The 18098-nt window shown below is 74.5% G+C and carries 11 protein-coding genes and 1 pseudogene; 4 read left to right on the plus strand and 8 right to left on the minus strand.

Annotated elements, in window-relative coordinates; genetic code table 11:
• Window positions 1-4 precede the first annotated feature (4 nt).
• The 3 genes and pseudogenes from OOK41_RS24710 to OOK41_RS24720 form a co-directional block, all read right to left on the minus strand.
• Complete coding sequence (locus OOK41_RS24710; protein ID WP_266266876.1) at window positions 5-742, minus strand: ABC transporter permease; 738 nt, start codon at window positions 740-742, stop codon at window positions 5-7.
• Window positions 739-1686 carry an ABC transporter ATP-binding protein gene (locus tag OOK41_RS24715; RefSeq protein ID WP_117669535.1) on the minus strand — a complete coding sequence of 316 codons (948 nt, stop codon included), beginning with the start codon at window positions 1684-1686 and terminating at the stop codon, window positions 739-741. The genes OOK41_RS24710 and OOK41_RS24715 overlap by 4 nt, the downstream gene beginning before the upstream one ends.
• A 278-nt stretch (window positions 1687-1964) precedes the next feature.
• Window positions 1965-2627, minus strand: a pseudogene (locus OOK41_RS24720) (HAD-IA family hydrolase); the annotation flags it as partial.
• A gap of 243 nt (window positions 2628-2870) precedes the next feature.
• Here OOK41_RS24720 and OOK41_RS24725 point away from each other — a divergent pair.
• Window positions 2871-4280 (plus strand): acyl-CoA synthetase, encoded by a 1410-nt coding sequence (locus OOK41_RS24725; protein WP_266266877.1) that lies wholly within the window; start codon window positions 2871-2873, stop codon window positions 4278-4280.
• 22 nt (window positions 4281-4302) lie between these two features.
• Here the strand turns inward: OOK41_RS24725 and OOK41_RS24730 are convergent, their stop codons facing one another.
• Window positions 4303-4965, minus strand: coding sequence for a 4'-phosphopantetheinyl transferase (locus tag OOK41_RS24730; protein ID WP_266266878.1), 663 nt, complete (start codon window positions 4963-4965; stop codon window positions 4303-4305).
• A gap of 156 nt (window positions 4966-5121) precedes the next feature.
• On the opposite strand from OOK41_RS24730, the gene OOK41_RS24735 reads away from it, so the two are divergent.
• On the plus strand, window positions 5122-5550 hold the full coding sequence (locus tag OOK41_RS24735; protein WP_266266879.1) for a cold-shock protein: 429 nt from the start codon (window positions 5122-5124) through the stop codon (window positions 5548-5550).
• Window positions 5551-5583: 33 nt separating this feature from the next.
• On the opposite strand, the gene OOK41_RS24740 is transcribed toward OOK41_RS24735, so the two are convergent.
• Window positions 5584-6969: an AMP-binding protein gene (locus OOK41_RS24740; RefSeq protein ID WP_266266880.1), complete on the minus strand. Its 1386-nt coding sequence runs from the start codon at window positions 6967-6969 to the stop codon at window positions 5584-5586.
• Window positions 6970-8529: 1560 nt separating this feature from the next.
• Here OOK41_RS24740 and OOK41_RS24745 point away from each other — a divergent pair.
• Together OOK41_RS24745 and OOK41_RS24750 are read left to right on the plus strand one after the other, a co-directional pair.
• Window positions 8530-11361, plus strand: coding sequence for a LuxR family transcriptional regulator (locus tag OOK41_RS24745; protein ID WP_266266881.1), 2832 nt, complete (start codon window positions 8530-8532; stop codon window positions 11359-11361).
• 515 nt (window positions 11362-11876) lie between these two features.
• Window positions 11877-14723, plus strand: coding sequence for an AAA family ATPase (locus tag OOK41_RS24750; RefSeq protein WP_266266882.1), 2847 nt, complete (start codon window positions 11877-11879; stop codon window positions 14721-14723).
• A 61-nt stretch (window positions 14724-14784) separates the two neighbouring features.
• Here the strand turns inward: OOK41_RS24750 and OOK41_RS24755 are convergent, their stop codons facing one another.
• From OOK41_RS24755 to OOK41_RS24765, 3 genes are read right to left on the minus strand one after another with little or no spacing between them, the layout of a single operon-like run.
• Complete coding sequence (locus OOK41_RS24755) at window positions 14785-16188, minus strand: glycosyltransferase (RefSeq protein WP_266266883.1); 1404 nt, start codon at window positions 16186-16188, stop codon at window positions 14785-14787.
• Window positions 16189-16196: 8 nt separating this feature from the next.
• Window positions 16197-17039, minus strand: coding sequence for an ABC transporter permease (locus tag OOK41_RS24760; RefSeq protein WP_117669542.1), 843 nt, complete (start codon window positions 17037-17039; stop codon window positions 16197-16199).
• Window positions 17036-18076 (minus strand): ABC transporter ATP-binding protein, encoded by a 1041-nt coding sequence (locus tag OOK41_RS24765; protein ID WP_117669543.1) that lies wholly within the window; start codon window positions 18074-18076, stop codon window positions 17036-17038. The genes OOK41_RS24760 and OOK41_RS24765 overlap by 4 nt, the downstream gene beginning before the upstream one ends.
• Window positions 18077-18098: the final 22 nt, after the last annotated feature.

The following is an 18098-nucleotide window of genomic DNA, read 5'->3' on the forward strand; positions in this document are numbered from 1 at the left end:
CTCGTCACTCCCAGCGGAAGAAGCGGGTGGCCAGCACGGAGCCGAGCACGGCGGTGGCCGCCAGGACGAGGAGCTGCGGCACCGCGGGGCTCTCGCCGGCCCAGGCGGCGGCGAGGGTGTCCACCGTGGCCCCCAGCGGCGAGTAGTCGCCGATCCGGGCCAGCACCGTCGGCATCTGGTCGCGGGGCAGCCAGGCCCCGGCGAGGAAGAGTAGCGGGAAGAACAGCGCCGGACCGATGGACTGGGCCGCCCTTGCCGACGGCGCGAGCGCCGCGATGAGCAGGCCGATGGCGAACAGGCAGGCCACGCCGAGCAGGAAGGCCAGCACGAAGCCGGGCACGTTCGCCGGGGACGACTGGTCCAGCAGGAACCGGACGCCGATCGCGGTGACCACCGCGCCGGCCACGCCCATCACCAGGTTCACCACGACCTGCGCGACCAGCAGCAGCCCGGGGTGGACCGGGGTGGTGGCGAGCCGGCGCAGTACCCGCCGCTCGCGGTAGATGCCCAGCGCCATCGGCAGGGTGAACAGCGCCAGCATGCCGATGGTGAGGGCCAGGGCCAGCGCCGGCAGGAAGGTCAGCTCGCCGTGCTGCCCGGCGCTGCCGGTGTCCGATTCCCGCTGGGGCAGCCCGAAGACGAGCATCAGGCCGATCGGCAGCACGAAGACGAAGAACAGCGACACCGGTTCGCGCAGGAACAGCTTCGTCTCGACGGCGATGAGCTTGGTCAGGGCGTTCACGAGGACCTCTTGTCGGTCGGCGGCTGGGTGGCGGCGGCCCGACCGGCGTGGCGACCGGTGAGCGAGACGAAGGCGTCGTCCAGGGTGGGCTGCTCGACCCGGAGGGCGGCGTACCGGACCTTGTGCTCCGCCAGCGTCGCGAGCACCGACTGGAGCACCTGCTCCGGGCCGGTCACGGTCACCTCGTCGCCGCTGCGGCTGACCCCGGTCACCTCGGGCAGGGCGGCGAGCAGCGAGTCGTCCAGCTCGTCGAGCGGGCGGAAGTGCACCCGGTGCTCGGTGCCGACGCGGGTGAGCAGGCCGGATGGGGTGTCGATGGCGACGATGCGGCCGGTGTCGATGATGGCCAGCCGGTCGCAGAGCCGCTCCGCCTCCTCCATGAAGTGGGTGACCAGCACGACGGTGACGCCCCGGTCGCGGATCCGCTCCACCAGGTCCCAGGTGTCCCGCCGACCCTGCGGGTCCAGGCCGGTGGTCAGCTCGTCGAGGATGGCCACCTCGGGGCGTCCGACCAGCGCCAGGGCCACCGAGAGCCGCTGCTTCTGCCCACCGGAGAGCTTGTGGAAGGCGGTGTTGCGCTGTTCGGTCAGGCCCAGGTCGGCGAGCAGCTCGTCGATGTCGGCCTTCTGCCGGTAGAAGGAGCGGTAGAGGTCCAGCGCCTCGCGGACCCGCAGCTTGTCGGGGAGCTGGCTCTCCTGGAGCTGGGCGCCGACGCGCTGCCGTACCTCGGTGCGGTCCCGGATCGGGTCCAGGCCGAGCACCCGCACGGAGCCGCCGTCGGCGCGGCGCAGCCCCTGTACGCACTCGACGGTCGTCGTCTTGCCCGCCCCGTTCGGCCCGAGCACGCCGAAGATCTCGCCCTGCTCGACGGTGAAGGACACGTCGTCGACGGCCACCTTCTCCCCGTACCGCTTGTGCAGGTGCTCCACCTCGATGACCGGCATGGGCGTCGTCCTCCGTCACGTGCGGGTTGCCGTCGGGAGGGCGGGACCCTCTGGGATCGCGGCGTGTCTTGCAGTACGCGAAGTCGGTCCGCCCAGCGGACGACCGACGCCGGACATCATCCGGGGATCTGAGTCACGAATCAACCCATCGGCTGACGAACCGGGGTGTCGGACGGGACCGGCCCGCCCGACAGGGGTGCCGGACGGTCACCGCACGTGTCCGTCGCCGCGCCGGACCGGCCGCCGGTCGGGCCGGTGGGCGACCCGGGACCGGGCGGCGGGCAGAGCGGCAGCAGGTCCGCCAAGCGGGACAGCACGACGTCGGGGCCGGCGGCGAGCAGGACGTCGGGGTCGGACTCGCCCCACAGCGCGGCGACCGGGGTCACTCCCGCGGCCCGGGCGCTGACCAGGTCGGCGGGCGCGTCGCCGAGCAGCACCGCCTCGCCGGGGCGTACCCCGAGCAGCTCCAGCGCCCGCCGCACGGTGTCCGGGGCGGGCTTCGGCCGGGCCACCTCGTCCGCGCCGACGACGTGATCGACCAGCGGCAGCAGGCCGAGCGCGCCGAGCAGGTCCCGGGCCCGCACCCCGCTGCGGCCGGTGGCAACGGCCAGGCCCAGCCCCCGCCCGCGCAGGACGCCCAGCAGCTCGACCACCCCGTCGACCGGGGTCACCCGGTGCGCCAGCCGGTTGCTCTCCCGAACGAACGGGCCGGCCATCGCCGCCGGCAGGCCCAGCAACGCCAGCACCTCGGGCAGGTACCGGCCCGGATGCCGGCAGTACTCCTCGACCGGCGCCACCCCGTCGCCGACCACCTCGGCGTACGCGAGGACGAACGCCTCCCGGGCCACGGCCAGGCTGTCCACCAGCACGCCGTCGAGGTCGAACACGACCGCCCGGACCGGGTCGGACGCGTTCCGCCGGCCTCCCGCCGCACCGGTCACCGGCGGCACCTCCCGGGGGACGTCGACGACACGGCCGGCAGCGGCCGGTAGGGGTGGCCGGGCCGGGGGCACCCCGACTACGGTCGGGTCGTCCCGGGACCCGCCGTGCCGGGCCTCCGGCGACGACGCGCACCGCACCGGCGCCCACGCGAACCCTACCGGCGACCCGGCCGGGCCGGCGGACCGGAGCCGGTCCGGCGTGGCGTCGGCGCCGGATCCGAGCCGCTGGAGAGGGGCCAGAGCATGCCGTTGCTGCGTTGGTTGGCAGAGTCCGACGACGAGCGCCCGGGGGCGGTGCGGGTCGACGACCGGGCGGTGTCCTGGGTCGAGCTGCGCCGCCGGGCCGCGGCGGTGGCCGACGAGCTGCGCGGCGTCGACCGGGTGGCCGTCGAGGCCACCGCCACCCTGGAGACGGTGGTCGCAGTGGTGGGCGCGTTGTCCGCCGGCGCGGCCGTCGTACCGGTGCCGCCGGACGCGGGGCCGATGGAGCGCGACCACATCCTGCGCGACTCGGGCGCGGCGGCGCTGCTCGTCCCGGCGGGCGGTGCGCAGCCGGTCGCCGCCGCCGGCCCGCCGGTGGTCCCGGTCGACCCGAACCGGGAGTCGGACACCGTCCACCCCGAGCCGGACCCGGCCGGCACGGCACTGATCCTCTACACCAGCGGCACCACCGGGGCCCCGAAGGGCGCGGTGATCTCCCGGGGAGCGGTCGCCGCCTGCCTGGACGGCCTCGCCGACGCCTGGTCCTGGACCCCGGACGACCTGCTGGTGCACGGCCTGCCGCTGTTCCACGTGCACGGGCTGGTGCTCGGCGTGCTCGGGCCGCTGCGGCTGGGCAGCCGGCTGCACCACGTGGGTCGGCCCCGCCCCGACCGGTACGCGGCGGCGGCCGGCTCCGTCTACTTCGGCGTGCCCACCGTCTGGTCCCGGATCGCCGCCGACGCCGACGCGGCGCGGGCGCTGCGCCCGGCGCGGCTGCTCGTCTCGGGCAGCGCGGCCCTGCCGGCGGCGGTCTTCGCCGACCTCGCCACGCTCACCGGACACCGGGTGGTCGAGCGGTACGGGATGACCGAGACGCTGATCACGGTGAGCGCCCGCGCGGACGGGCCCCGCCGGCCGGGCACGGTCGGGGTGCCGCTGCCCGGGGTACGCACCCGGCTGGTGGACGAGCACGGCACGCCGCTGCCGGCCGACGGCACCGCGATGGGCGAACTCCAGGTGTGCGGGCCCACCCTCTTCGACGGGTACCTCGACCGGCCGGACGCCGACGCGGCGACCCGGACCCCGGACGGCTGGTTCCGCACCGGGGACGTGGCCACCGTCGACCCGGACGGCTGGCACCGGATCGTCGGTCGGGCCGCCACCGACCTGATCAAGAGCGGCGGCTACCGGATCGGCGCGGGCGAGGTGGAGGACGCCCTGCTGGCGCACCCCGGCGTCCGGGAGGCCGCCGTGGTCGGCACCCCGCACCCGGACCTCGGCCAGCAGGTCACGGCGTACGTGGTGGGCGACGGGGTGGACGGGTCCGAGCTGATCGACTTCGTGGCCCGCCAGCTGTCCGCACACAAGCGTCCCCGCGAGGTGCGGCTCGTCGACGCGCTGCCCCGCAACGCCCTCGGCAAGGTGCAGAAGACGAGGCTGACGGCCGACTGACCGGCCGGGCGGGCGGCCCCGCTCAGGCGGTGGGGGCCGGGATGCCGATCGCGGTGAGCACCAGACCCCGGCCCACCAGGAACCGGCCGGTGAAGGCGGTCACCGGTACGCCGCCCAGCACCGGGCCGGGCACCAGCAGCTCGGCCACGAAGGTCCCGGCCGGGTCGACGACGATGTCCGCCTCGGCGAAGTCCAGCCACCGGCCGGTGAGCGGGAACCACGCCTTGTACACCGACTCCTTGGCGCTGAACAGCAGGCGGTCCCAGCAGACCGACGGGCGGGCGGCGGTCAGCGCGGCCGTGCGGGTCCGCTCGGCCGGCAGGGCGATCGCGTCGAGCACCCCCTCGGGCAGCGGCGCGTGCGGCTCCGCGTCCACCCCGAGGGTGGCGAGCGCCGCGGCCCGGCCGAGGACCGCGGCCCGGTAGCCGTCGCAGTGGGTCATGCTGCCGACGATCCCGGCCGGCCAGACCGGGGCGCCGCGCGCGCCGGAGACGATCGGCGCCGGCGCGACGCCCAGCTCTCCGAGCGCCCGGCGGGCGCAGTGCCGCACGGTGGTGAACTCCCGGCGCCGCTTCTGCACCGAGTTCGCGACGAGCGCCTCCTCCTCGGGAAACAGGGTCAGTCCGGCGGGATCGTCGAAGGACTCGGCCACGGCCACGGAGGGGGGCAGGATCTGCTCGATCACCCGCCGATGGTAGGTGGGCCGGATCGCCGCGCCGCCCCTCGGGCGGTCGATAGGGGTAAGGTACGGGTGCCCGCCGCCCGGGTCGGCTGCCAGTCTGTGGGATACCGGCCCCGGTGGCCGAGGCGTGCGGAGTGGTCGGACGGATGCGGGAAAGCGATGCTCAGAGGCAAAGTGGTGCGGTTCGACGAGGTGCGGGGTTACGGGTTCATCGCCCCGGACGACGGCGGTGACGACGTGTTCGTCCACGCGAACACCGTGGACGGCGACAAGTGGACGATGGTGCCCGGCGTACCGGTGGAGTACGAGGCGGTGGACAGTGACCGCGGTCCGAAGGCGCTCACGGTGCGGGTGACCGGCGGCGCTCCCGAGCGGAGCACCACGGCCGGCGCCGGGCGCGCCCGGGAGGTCGCGGCGGGCACGGAGGACGAGGAGGGCCTGTGCGACGTGCTCTCCGAGCGGACCTTCTTCGCGGAGACCACCGAGGCCCTGCTGACCGCCGTGCCGGACCTGACTGGCGCCCAGATCGTGGCGGTACGCGCCCGGATGCTGGCGCTGGCCCGGCGGCACGGCTGGGTGGAGGGCTGACGGTCCGTCGCACCGGCCGGGGCGCGGGTGCGCTCAGCCTGCGGCGATCAGCAGCGACTTCCTGATCCGGCCCTGCACGCTGCGCGGCAGCTCGTCGACGAAGTGCACCCGCCGGGGCCGCTGGCAGGCCGACAGGTACCGCCCGACGTGGTCGATGAGCGCCTGCGCGGTGAGCCCCTCGGCGGCGACGACGTACGCGGTGACCTGCTCGCCGAGGAGCCGGTGCGGGATGCCGACGACGGCGGCGTCGTGGACCCCGGGGTAGCTCAGCAGCACCTCCTCGACCTGGCCGGCGTACACGCTGCGGACCCGGCCGTGCACCACGTCGGTGCGGCGTCGTCCGATGATCCGGTGCGACCCGTCCGGCGTCACGCTCACCAGGTCGCCGGTGGCGTGCCACCCGTCGGTGCCGGTGCGCTGCCCGCTCCGGTCGACGTACCCGCTGAACAGGGTCGGCCCACGGATGCTCAGCTCGCCGACCGACTCGCCGTCGGCCGGCACCGGCAGGTCGTCCCGGCCCAGGACCCGGACCTCCACCCCGGGCAGGGGGGCGCCGACGGCGCCGGCGGCCGTCGGGGCGTCCGCCCGCCCGGCCAGCGCGATGAGGGTCTCCGTGGTGCCGTAGCCCTGGACGAGCGAGTGCGAGGTGAGCAGCCGGAGACGTTCGGTCACGGCGGGCGCGAGCGGGGCGTCCCCGGAGACCAGGAGCCGGGCGCCGGCGAGGGCGCGCGCCAAGGGCCGGTCCCGGGCGATCCTCGCCCACTGCCCGGGCACCGCGAGGTACAGGGTGCCGCCGGGGCCGGCGACGGCCTCCCGGTCGAGGTGGACGAAGCGGCTGCCCACCCGCAGCGCGCCGAGCAGCCCGACCACCAGGCCGTACGCCCGGAACAGCGGGGCGCCCTGGACCAGGACGTCGTCCCCGGTCCACCGCCACGCGTCGGCCAGCAGGTCCAGGCCGACGGCGACGGCCCGGCGCGAGATGCGCACGCCGCGCGGCGGGCCGCTGGTGCCTCCCGTGTAGAGGATCACCGCGTCGGCGTCCGGTTCCGGCTCGGGCTGCCGGGTCGAGGATCGCTGCCGCAGGTCGACCGGGACGGCCGGCAGGCCGAGGGCACCGGGGCGGGCCGGGCCGAGGACCACGGTCACCCCGGCCTCGCGCAGGATGCGACGGCGCTCCCGCTCGTCGGCGTCCGGCGGCACGGGCACCAGCGGCACTCCCGCGTGGACGGCGCCGACCATGCCGACCACCGCCTCCAGGCTGGGGGTCGCGTCGACGGCGACCGCGCCGGCGCCCCGGATCCGGTCGGCGACCGCGTTCACGCAGCCGAGCAGCGCTTCACTGGAGAGGCTCCGCCCGGCAACCCTGACCGCGTCGGCCCGATCGGCACCGTGACCATACAGTGCCGGCAGCAGTGTCATCTCCGTTAACCCCTGTCGGGGACGTGGTGGAGTCTCGGCAGTGGCTGGGACATCACGGCCACAGAACCCTTCGCGTCATGGGTGCGCGTAGCCCCATATCCGGCCTTCCCCGCCGTCCGCGCGGGTGCTCCGAAATTAGGCTGCCCTTTCGCTTAACACAACCCCTAGCCGCGCCGGTCCGATGCGTCGCTGGCGGGCGGGGTGGCCGGGGGTTGAGGGGCCGATGGGCCAGGTAGGACGCGATCCGCGCCGGCCCGGGGGGCGGCGGCGGGGCCGGGGCCGGGCGGCGACGGGGCGAGGACGCGACGGTGACGTATTCCGTCGCGACGGACGGCCAAGAGAGCGCGATCCGGACCGGGTGGGAAATAATTGGCGACGAATGCCACAGTGGAATCCGTGAATCAGGTTCGGCCAAAATTCGGTATGTTGATCCGGGACGACTGACGGAATGCCTCGGCCCGCAACTCCGGTAACCGCGTGAACACGGCGCGCGGACAACCATTGAGGCCACATAATTCTTAATTAACGTCAATCTCACCTATCCGCTGTTAAAGGTTCGAATCGGGCAAGGACGCGGCGACGTCGCCGATGCGGATCCTTCCGTTCCACCCGCGGTTCGCCCCACCCTCGAACGCGGGCCGACCGGCACCCACCGCACACTCGCGAGGCGGCTGGCGGCCGACCGGAATGCGAATTCTTTTAGCCTTCTGTCGGCGGGGCGCGGGTCGTCCCGCACCGCGACAGGCGCACCGGGAGCGGCGGCGAGGGGCACGCCGACCACCGTCAGCCCGGGCCGGACCGGCGTCCGCGAGCGGCGCACCCGACCCGGCCCGCATCCGCCGCCCGCCTCGCCCCGCCGTCGCCGCAGCCCGCCATCGGGGCGCTGAACTGTGCCTACTTCGCGCTCGACGACGAGCCGGGCCGGGGGGCCAGCCGGCTCGGACCACTGCCGGCCGCCCGAGATACGGGACGCGGATCCGGCCGGCCACCCCTCGCGCGAGCCGCCCGCCCCGCGCCGGCGCCCGGCGGGCGGGACGCCGGGCCAGCCGACCCGACGGCCACGTGGGCCCCGACACCGAACGCCGCGACACCTTCCCCAGCAATTTCGGCAAGCGCCGAAAGCGCCCGCGACCGACCCGCTTCCGCGAACCACATCACGTTACGAATTTGACCGGCGACTTTCCGTCGCGGTTGACGCGTCGATGACGGGGGCCGCCCCGCCATCGACGCCAAACCGATGTTTGCCTATCCTTTACAACTTCCGGCTTGCCGACCAATTCTGGGACTGCCATACTCCCAGCATGCACGGCGGTCGATAGCGAGGGGACGGGTCCGAGGGGGCGAGAATTGTCGATGACGCTGGTGGGGCCATGATTCGGTGGCGCCGGACAGTCAGGTTAGTCGATGACCCGCCCACTGCCTGAGATGATCGTCTATATTCGCCAATACGGGAATGGGTCGAAAATTGCCGGTCTCCGATTTCGTCAGGCCCCTCGGCAGCCCGGGGAAGGTGGCGCACCCGGTGCCGGCGGAGCCTGCGCTCCTGCCGAGGCCACGACCATGGAGCTGACCGACCGGTGCACCCAGCTCGCCCTCCTGGAGCACCGGCTCGCCGACCTGCTCCGGCCAGCCGGCCGGCTCGCCGACGACCGGCCGTTGACCGTGCTGACCGGCCCGGTCGGCGGGGGCAAGACCACGCTCCTACAGGCGTTCGCCCGGCGGGTCGCCGGGTCCGGCGTCCGCTTCCTCGCCGCCAGCGCGTCCCGTGCCGAGCGCACCGTCCCGCTGGAGGTCATCCGTCAGCTCGTCCGGGCCGCGCCGCTGGGCAACGGCGACCGCGACCGCCTCGGCCGGCTGCTCGACCGGGGCACCCTCGCCTGGGGCGACGCCGACGACCAGGACCTGGAGGACCCCGCCCGGACCACCGCCGCGCTCGGCGGCGCGCTGGTCGAACTGGCCGGGCGGGCCCCCCTGGTCATCGCGGTCGACGACGTCCACCACGCCGACATGCCGTCACTGCGCTGCCTGGACTTCGTGGCGAGGCGGATCGCCGGCCTCCCCGTGCTGATCGTGCTCACCGAGTCGCCCCGCACCCGGCCGTGGCATCCCGAGGTGTACGCCGAGCTGCTGCAACCCGCGCGGCTGCACCGCATCCGCCTGCCCCTGCTCACCGCCGACGGGACGTACCGGCTCCTCGCCGCCCGGCTCGGCGCGCCCGTCGCCCGCAGCATCGCCGACGAGTGCCACGAGGTCACCGCCGGCAACCCGCTGCTGGTGCAGGCGCTCGGCGACGACCACCTGGCCGCCACCGAACGGCCACTGGACCGGCCGGTGGTGGGCGAGGCGTTCCGGGAGGCCGTGCTGAGCTGCCTCTACCGCTGCGAGCACCTGGTGCTCAAGGCCGCCCGGGCGCTCGCGGTGACCGGGGAGCCGCTGCACGGCAACCTGCTGTCCCACCTCGTCGACGTCCGGGCCGAGTCGGCGCTGCGGGCGATCGACGGGTCGACCAGCGGCGGCCTGATCACCGATGACGGGCTGCGCCATCCGGTGGTGGCCCAGGCCGTCCTCGACGGGATGACGGCCGAGGAGCGCGCCCGACTGCACCGGCAGGCCGCCTGCCTGCTGCACGAGGACGGCACCGCGCCGGAGCGCATCGCCCGCCACCTGGTCAGGACCGAGGAGCTGGGCGAGCCGTGGATGGCCCAGACCCTGCTGGACGCCGGCGAGCAGGCGCTGGTCGACGGCGACCCGGGCACCGCCCTGCGTTACCTGCGCCGGGCCAACCGCGACTGCACCGACGCCTGCCTGCGGGCCCGCATCCGCTCGGCCCTCGCCCGGGCCGAGTGGCGGCTCGACCCCCAGGCCGCGGTCCCCCACCTGCTCAGCGTCGCCTCGGCGGTCCGGGCGGGGCACCTGAGCAGCCGGCAGGCCGCCAGCCCCATCCAGTACCTGCTCTGGCACGGCCAGATCGACAAGGCCGTCGAGCTCGTCCACCACCTCGGTGAACGCGCCGACAGCGCCGACCCCGGCTCCGCCGCGGCCCTGGCGATCACCAAGGGGTGGATGTCCACCCTCTACCCCGGGGTGGGGGCCAACCGGCCGATGCCCGCGCCGGCCATCCGGGACCCGCTGACCCTGGCCAAGGTCAAGCGGCGGCTCCAGGGCGTGAGCCTGCTGACCGCCGTGCTCGAACGGGGCGACGCCGGGGTGATCGACGACGCCGAGCGGCTGCTGTCCACCAACAGGCTCGACGACGAGCGCAACATGTGGACCGCCATCTGCGCCCTCGTCGCGACGGTCTACGCGGACCGGCTGGAGCTGGCCGGCGACTGGTCCGAGAAGCTGGGCGGCACCCCGGCGGCGCACCGGCAGCCCACCCCGGCGGCGATGATCGCCGCCGTGAAGGCGGCGGTCGCCGGGCGCCTCGGCGACCTGTCCCGGGCCCGGGACCTCGCCGACGCCGCGCTGACCCAGCTCTCCCACAAGGGCTGGGGCGTGGTGATCGGGATACCGCTCGCCGTCCGGCTGCGGGCCCTCACCCTGATGGAGGAACTCGACGCCGCGGGCGGCTGCCTCCAGGTCCCGGTGCCGCAGACGATGTTCGAGACGCCCTTCGGGCTGCACTACCTGCACGCGCGCGGCCTGTACGCCCTGGCCACCGGGAGCCCGGAGGCCGCCCTCGCCGACTTCCAACTCTGCGGTCAGCTGATGACGTCCTGGCGGCTGGACCTGCCCGCCCTCGTCCCGTGGCGGACCGAGTCGGCCCGGGCGCTGCTGCGGATGGGTCGCCGCGCGCAGGCCGAGAAGCTGGTCCGCGAGGAGCTGGCCCGGCTGCGGCCCACGCACGTGCGGTACCGGGGGCTCGCGTTGCGCGTCCTGGCCGCGGCGGGGGACGGGCCGGACCGGGTCCAGCACCTGCGCGCCGCCGTCCGGCTGCAGCGCCAGTGCGGGGACCGGGCGGAACTCGCGCACAGCCTCAGCGACCTCGGCCACGTCTACCAGGAGGCCGGCGACCTGCGCCAGGCGCGCGACGCCACCCGCGCGGCCCGCGCCCTCGCCCAGGAGTGCGGCATCCCGCTGCTGCGGCCCGGCCGCACCGCCGGGGGCGGCGGGCCCGGCGAGGCAGCCTCCGAGGCTGCGGTGGTGGACGGGCTCAGCGACGCGGAGTCCCGGGTGGCCACGATGGCCGCGCAGGGGCACACCAACCGGGAGATCGCCGAGAAGCTCTTCCTCACGGTCAGCACCATCGAGCAGCGGCTGACCCGGATCTACCGCAAGCTCGACGTCAGCTCCCGCAGCGACCTCGCCGTCCGGCTGCGCCTGGGCCGACCGGGCCCGGCCCCGACGGGGCACGGCGCCGCGCCGTCGACCCCGGACGAGCCGCCGCGCTAGCCCGCCGCCCCTCCCCCCTTTCTCGTCGGCCGGCCCGCCGCGCGCCGGCGCATCGCTCGTCGCCCCGTCGACCCCTGCCGTTCGCCCACGGGTCACGTCTGGCAGGCGCCGGCGGCGGTGTGGCAACATCGAGCCACAGTGTCGTCGCGGACCGTCCATCATGTCGCGACACCATCTCCCCACCCCGGCGGGGAACACCCCCTCACGGCCGTTCCGCAACCCCTAACAACAATTGAGATCCGTAGGTTTACGCCGCGAACGATGGGGTCTCAAGGTCGTTGTCGCGCACCCGCCCCGCTGTCAGACTCGCCTGAGCATTCCGGATCGCTCGCTGGGGAGCGCGGTCCGGCAGGAGAATTCAGAGGTCCACCCGGCACGGCGGCCCGGTGCCACCCCACCCCTACCCGGTGCGACGGGTGGGCGCGGTGAGGGGGCTGCTGTTCGGCTTGGGGGGGGCGATGTCGGTCAGCACCGGTGATCCGGTTCGGCATCGCAGACGAGAGAGGCTGACACGAGTGTTGCTGGTGCAGCGGGACGAACAGATCGCCTTGCTCCGGAGGGCGTTCCGCGCCTGTGAGGAGCAGCAACGCGGACACGTGGCGCTGGTGACGGGCGCGGTGGGAAGCGGCAAGACCAGTCTGCTGGAGACGCTCGACGAGTGGGTGGTGGCCGCCGGGGGGCGGGTGCTCAACGCGGCCGGTTCGCGGGCGGAGCGCGGTCTCCGGCTGGGGGTGCTGGGGCAGCTGTTCCACAGCGCGCGGTTGGACCAGGAGTCGGCGAACCGGGTCGAGAAGCTGATGCGGGACGCCACCTTCGCCGTCCCGCTGCCGGAGCCCGGCGGCGAGGCGGCCGAGGGGGTCGCCTCCGGGGAGCAGGTCTGGGCGCCACTGCTGCACGGCCTGTTCACCGCGCTGCTCGACCTGACCAGGTCCGGGCCGCTGGTCCTCGCCGTCGACGACGTGCACCACGCGGACCCGGCCTCGCTGCACTGCCTGCTCTACGTCACCCGCCGGCTGCGGCACGCACGGATCATGATCGTGCTCGCCGAGGCGTCGACGCTGCGCCCGTCGCACCCGCTGTTCCGGGCGGAGCTGCTCAGCCAGCCGTACTTCTCCCGGATCAGCCTGCCGCCGCTGACCGTCGACGCCATCGCCCGGCTGGTCGGCGACGGCACCGATGCCGCGCCCGCCCGGGAGGCGGCCGAGCGCTACCTCAGCATGACCGGCGGCAACCCGCTGCTCACCCGGGCCCTGATCGACGAGCGGTGCCGGGCCGATTCGGCTGACGGCCCGACCCCCGACCCGGCCGCCGGCGACGGGTTCGACCAGGCCGTGCTCGGCTGCCTCTACCGGCACGAGCCGGGGGTGCGCCGGGTCGCCCAGGCGCTGGCGGTGCTGAACCGCCCGGCCCCGACGGAGCTGCTCGGTCACCTCCTCGACGTGGTGCCCGAGTCCGCCGTGCCGGCGGTACGGGTGCTGCGCACGTCCGGGCTGATGGAGACCGACCAGCTACGCCACCCGCGCATCCTGCGCTCGATCCTGGCCGACATGTCCCCCGAGGAGCGCCGGGCCCTGCACCAGCGCGCCGCCGAGGTGCTGCACGAGCACGGCGCCGAGCCGGGGGTGATCGCCGAGCACCTGGTCGCCGCCGGTTGGGCGGACGCCGCCTGGGTGGTGCCGGTGCTCCAGGACGCCGCCGGGCAGGCGCTGGCCTCGGGCCGCCCGGACCTCGCCGCCGCCTGCCTGCGCCTGGTCGGCCGCGCCGAGGTGGACGAGCAGCAGCGCAGCGCCACCACCGCGATGCTGGTGAACGCCCGGTGGCAGGTCAACCCGCTGACCGTCAACGGGCACCTCAACGAGCTGGTGCAGACCGCGCGGGCGGCCGGATGGTCCACCACCGCGGCCCTGTCCACCGTGCCGTACCTGCTCTGGCAGGGCCGGGTGGACGAGGCCACCGAGGCGGTCCGTGGCTTCTCTCCCGACGACGACCACGGCGCCGCCACCGGCACCGCCGGCCGGCTGCGGGCGATGCAGCTACTGGTCTCCCTCTCCCACCCCGACCACCTGGCCACCGTCCGGGAGACCCCGAGCACCTGGAGCCGGGCGGCGACCGCGCCGACGACGATCAGCCCGCAGTTGCAGGCGGTGACCGTGCTCGGCACGGCGCTGATGCCGACCGTCGAGAACGACACCGTGGCCACCGCCGAGCAACTGCTGCAACGGCACCACACCGACGACGGCGCGCTGGGCCTGCTCACCGCCCCGCTGCTGGCGCTGCTCTGGGCGGGCCGGTCCGACCGGGTGGCGGTCTGGGGGGACGTACTGCTCAACCGGCCGGCGGCCCGGCACGCCCCGGTGTGGCGGGCGATCGTGCGGGCGGTACGGGCCGAGGCGGCGCTGCGCCTGGGCGACCTGCCGGGCGCGGAGCACCAGGCCCGCACGGCGCTGGCGGACCTGCCCGCCCCGGCGTGGGGGGTGGCGGTCGCCGGCCCGCTGGCCACGCTGATCGGCTGCGCGACCGAGGCTGGCCGGTTCGCCGAGGCCGACCGGTGGCTGGCCCACCCCGTGCCGACCGGCATGCTCCGCACCCCGCTGGGCGTGCACTACCTGGCCGCCCGGGGCCGGCACCACCTGGCGATGGGCCGGCCGCACGCGGCGACCACCGACCTGCGCCGGTGCGGCGAGCTGATGCGCGCCTGGGGCGTCGACGTCGCCGGGCTGGCGCCGTGGCGGCTGGAGCTGGCCCGGGTGCAGCTCAGCGTCGGCAACAAGACGCAGGCCACCCAGCTGTTGCAGGAGCAGCTCCGGGTCGCCCACGGGGTCGACGACCGGACCCGGGGGCGGTCGCTGCGGCTGCTCGCCACGACCGCTGCCCCGGACCACCGGCGCAAGCTGCTCTCCGAGGCGGTGAACCTGCTACAGGCCTGCGGGGACCGGCTGGAACTCGTCCGGGCCCTCGGCGACACCGGCCAGACCCTGCAACGGGCCGGGGACTCGGCGCGGGCCCGGCTGCTGGTCCGCCGGGCGTACCAGCTGGCCCAGGACTGCGGGGCGTCGGTGCTGGCGCAGCGGTTGATCCGGCGGGAGCCGGGCGGCGGGCTGCCGGCGTACCAGGCGAGCCCCGAGGCGCAGGAGCCCGACGACGGGCTGAGCGAGGCCGAGCGGCGGGTGGCCGCGCTGGCCGCCCAGGGGCACACCAACCGGCAGATTTCCAGCAAGCTGTTCATCACGGTGAGCACCGTCGAGCAGCACCTGACCCGGGTCTACCGGAAGCTGGACGTCAAGCGGCGCACCGACCTGCCGGCCCGGCTCATCGCGTTCGCCGAGCCGCTGGCCGAGGAGACGCAGGGCGCGGCGTCCTGACCGGACGGTCGAAGGGGCGCCGGGCCGTCCCGGCCCGGCGCCCCTTCGCCGCGTACCCGGGTCAGCCGGTGGCCGCCTCGGCGGCCCGCCGGTCGAGGTGCCGCAGCACCAGGTCGGCGGCGGCACCGACCCCGCCGGCGCGGTGCAACCGCCCGCGCCACAGGCCGGCCCGGTCCCGGAAGGACGGCTCGGCCAGCAGCCGGCGCAGCTTGTCCTCGATGTCCTCGACGTCGAGGACGTCGGCGTGCTCGACGGCGAGCGCGACGCCGGCGTCGACGGCCCGGACCGCGCCGTCGTAGCAGTCGAGCCAGAACGGCATCACCAGTTGTGGCACCCCGAACCAGGCCGCCTCGTGGATCGCGTTCGCGGCGGCGTGGTTGAAGCAGACCCGCACGTGCGGGTGGGACAGCACCTCGAGCTGCGAGGGCAGCCACGCCTCGATGCGCAGGTTCGCCGGCAGTTGCCCGGCCGGTGGCAGGAAGCGCTGGCTGGCGGCGGGCAGTTTCCACAGCACGTGGTGCTCCGGCGCGAGCCGCGCGACGACCTCGACCAGCGCGGCCACCTGGGCCTCCGACGGCCGCATGATGGTGCCGAACCCGATGTACACCACCGAGGGGTGCTCATCCAGCCAGGCGCGCACCTCGGCGCCGTCCGGGCCCGGGGTGAGTTCCCGGGGCACCATCGTGCCGACCATCCGCAGGTTCGCCGGCGCGGTGACGAACGGGTACTCCAGCCCGAAGACCGTGTACGCGACCAGCGCCTCGGCCGCCTCGGCGTACTGCGCGGGCCGCAGCTCGGGGTTTCTGATGCCCGCGGCCCGGCGCCGGTCGGCCTCGCCGGTGTTGCGGGCCAGCCGCTCCGGTGCCGTCAGGGCCCGCGCGATCGCCGCCCGGTGGCGGGCGTTCGCCGCCCGCTGGCTCGGGCCCATGTTCAGCGGCAGCCCGGACAGCGGCATCGGGTACGTCGGCGGGACGGTGTCGGGCAGGAAGTTCGACGGGGGCACCGAGACGCCGATGACGTACGGCACCCCCCGGACAGTCGCCGCGTCCATGCCGAACGTGGCGAACGAGTCGACCATGGCCAGCGCCGGGGTCACCTCGTCGACCAGGTCCAGGCAGCGCTCGTAGAGCTGGTGCAGGTAGTCGTAGTCGGTGGAGGCGTCGACGTAGGCCGCGAAGTTGTCGGCCCGGGAACCGGTGGTCATGCGCTGACGGGTCTCGTCGTCCCAGTCGTCGGGGCGCGCCTCGGGCCGGGCCGGCCCGAGCGACAGGAAGTGGAGTTCCCCGTCGCCGGGCACGGCCTCGATGTCGGCTCGACGTTCGTCCGTGCAGGCGAACCACATCCGCCGCACGGCGCGGCGCTTGAGTTCGCCGGCCAGGGTGACCAGCGGGTTGAACAGGCCGGAGCTGCCGGTACTGATGATCAGCAGCGCGTCCCTCGTTGCGGTGAGGTACTCGGCTGTCATCGGCGTGGCTAGTCCATCGAACGGCGCATGAAGCCACGGGTCCCGATTGCGGTGGCGACGACGAACACGCCGGCGAGGATGGTCAGGTCCAGCCAGAGCGGCACCGACTCGACGCCGGGCGGGGCGACCAGCGACCGGGTGGCCTCGCTGACGTAGGTGAGCGGGTTGACCGAGCAGATCACCTGGAACCAGGGCAGGGAGTCCAGGGCCCGCAGCGGGAACTGGGTGGCGCCGGTGAACATCAGCGGCGTCATGATCACGGTGAACATGATCTGGATGCGGTGCGGCGGGACCAGGGTGCCGAACGTGAGGCCCAGGGCCGCGCCGACCAGCGCGCCGGCCGCCAGCACCACCATCACCTTGAGCGCCGTCAGCACGGGCCAGGTGACCCCCAGCATGAGCATGCCGATCGGGATCAGCACCAGGCCGGCGATCGTGCCGCGGATGGCCCCGAAGATGATCTTCTCGAAGGCGACCAGGGGGATCGACAGCGGGGAGAGCAGCCGGTCCTCGATCTCCCTGGTGAAGGAGAAGTCCATCACCAGGGGCAGGGCGGTGTTCTCCAGGCCGATCAGGAAGGCGTTCAGCGCGATGACGCCGGGCAGCAGCACGTTGGCGAAGTCGTTGCTGGCATATCCCAGCTCGCCGAGCACCTTGCCGAAGATCAGCAGCATGAACAGCGGCTGGATGAAGACCTGGGCCAGGAACGCGCCCAGCTCGCGGCCGGTCACGAACAGGTCGCGGGCCAGCACCGCGCGGAACGTGGCGAGCTGGTCCAGCCCGCGCACCGAGCGGGGCGGCACGAACGCCGGCGTCGGCGCGGACGGGGTGGCGGGGGCGGTGACGCTCACCGAAGTTCCCTTCCGGTCAGGTGGATGAAGACGTCTTCCAGGCTGGGCTGGCCGATGCTGAGGTCGCGGACCTCGCAGCTCAGGTCGCTGAGGATCTTCAGCGCCATCGGCACGGCGTGGGCCGGCTGGGTGCCGGTGTAGACCCGGAAGGACAGGGTGGCGTCCGGGTCGGCCGGCGCCTCGGGCATCGGCATGGGCATCGGCGGCATCCCGGGGAACGCCGGCATACCGCCGCCCGCCCCGCCGCGCAACTGCTCCACCCGCTCCACGTCCGCGATGTTGCCGAGCGCGGCCTGCACCTCCTCGGCCGGCGCGCCGGCGCCGACCACGAGGGTCAGCGTGCTGCTGCCGGGCAGGGTACGGGTCAGCGCGGCGGGGGTGTCCAGGGTGAGCAGCTTGCCGTGGTCGATGATGCCGACCCGGTCACAGAGCTTCTCCGCCTCGTCCATGTCGTGGGTGGTGACCACGACCGTGACCCCCTCGCGCTTCAGCTCGGCGATCCGGTCGTGCACGAACAGCCGCGACTGCGGGTCGAGGCCGCCGGATGGCTCGTCGAGGAAGAGCACCTTCGGCGAGTGCATCAGCGCCCGGGCGATCATCGTGCGCTGCGCCAGGCCGCCGGAGAGGAAGTCGGTGCGCGCGTTGGCCATCTCCTTGAGGCCCATCTGCTCCAGCAGCTCGTCCGCCCGCCGGTTGCGTTCGGCCCGCGGCACCCGGTGGTACGCCGCGTGGAACACCAGGTTCTGCCGGACGGTCAACGCCCGGTCCAGGTTCACCCGCTGCGGCACGACCGCCAGCAACTGCCGGGCCACGGCCGGCGCGCCGATCACGTCCGCACCGCAGACCGTGGCCCGACCCGAGGTGGCCCGCACCCGCGTGGTCAGCACCCCGATCGTCGTCGTCTTGCCCGCGCCGTTCGGCCCGAGCAGACCGAAGACCTCACCGGCGGCGACAGCGAAACTCAGTCCGTTAACCGCCGGCGGCATGTTGGGCTGGTACTGCTTGACCAGCTCCGTGACCACCACTGCCTCGTCCACTTCGTCATGCTCCCGTCCGGGT

Source organism: Micromonospora sp. NBC_01655, assembly GCF_026339755.1.
Taxonomy (GTDB): domain Bacteria; phylum Actinomycetota; class Actinomycetes; order Mycobacteriales; family Micromonosporaceae; genus Micromonospora.

Excerpts from the sequence above, each read along its gene's own strand:
- OOK41_RS24725 (WP_266266877.1), top strand. The coding sequence starts at position 2,871 with ATGCCGTTGCTGCGTTGGTTGGCAGAGTCCGACGACGAGCGCCCGGGG.
- OOK41_RS24745 (WP_266266881.1), top strand. The coding sequence starts at position 8,530 with ATGGAGCTGACCGACCGGTGCACCCAGCTCGCCCTCCTGGAGCACCGG.
- OOK41_RS24715 (WP_117669535.1), bottom strand. The coding sequence starts at position 1,686 with ATGCCGGTCATCGAGGTGGAGCACCTGCACAAGCGGTACGGGGAGAAG.
- OOK41_RS24740 (WP_266266880.1), bottom strand. The coding sequence starts at position 6,969 with ATGACACTGCTGCCGGCACTGTATGGTCACGGTGCCGATCGGGCCGAC.
- OOK41_RS24755 (WP_266266883.1), bottom strand. The coding sequence starts at position 16,188 with ATGACAGCCGAGTACCTCACCGCAACGAGGGACGCGCTGCTGATCATC.
- OOK41_RS24735 (WP_266266879.1), top strand. The coding sequence starts at position 5,122 with ATGCTCAGAGGCAAAGTGGTGCGGTTCGACGAGGTGCGGGGTTACGGG.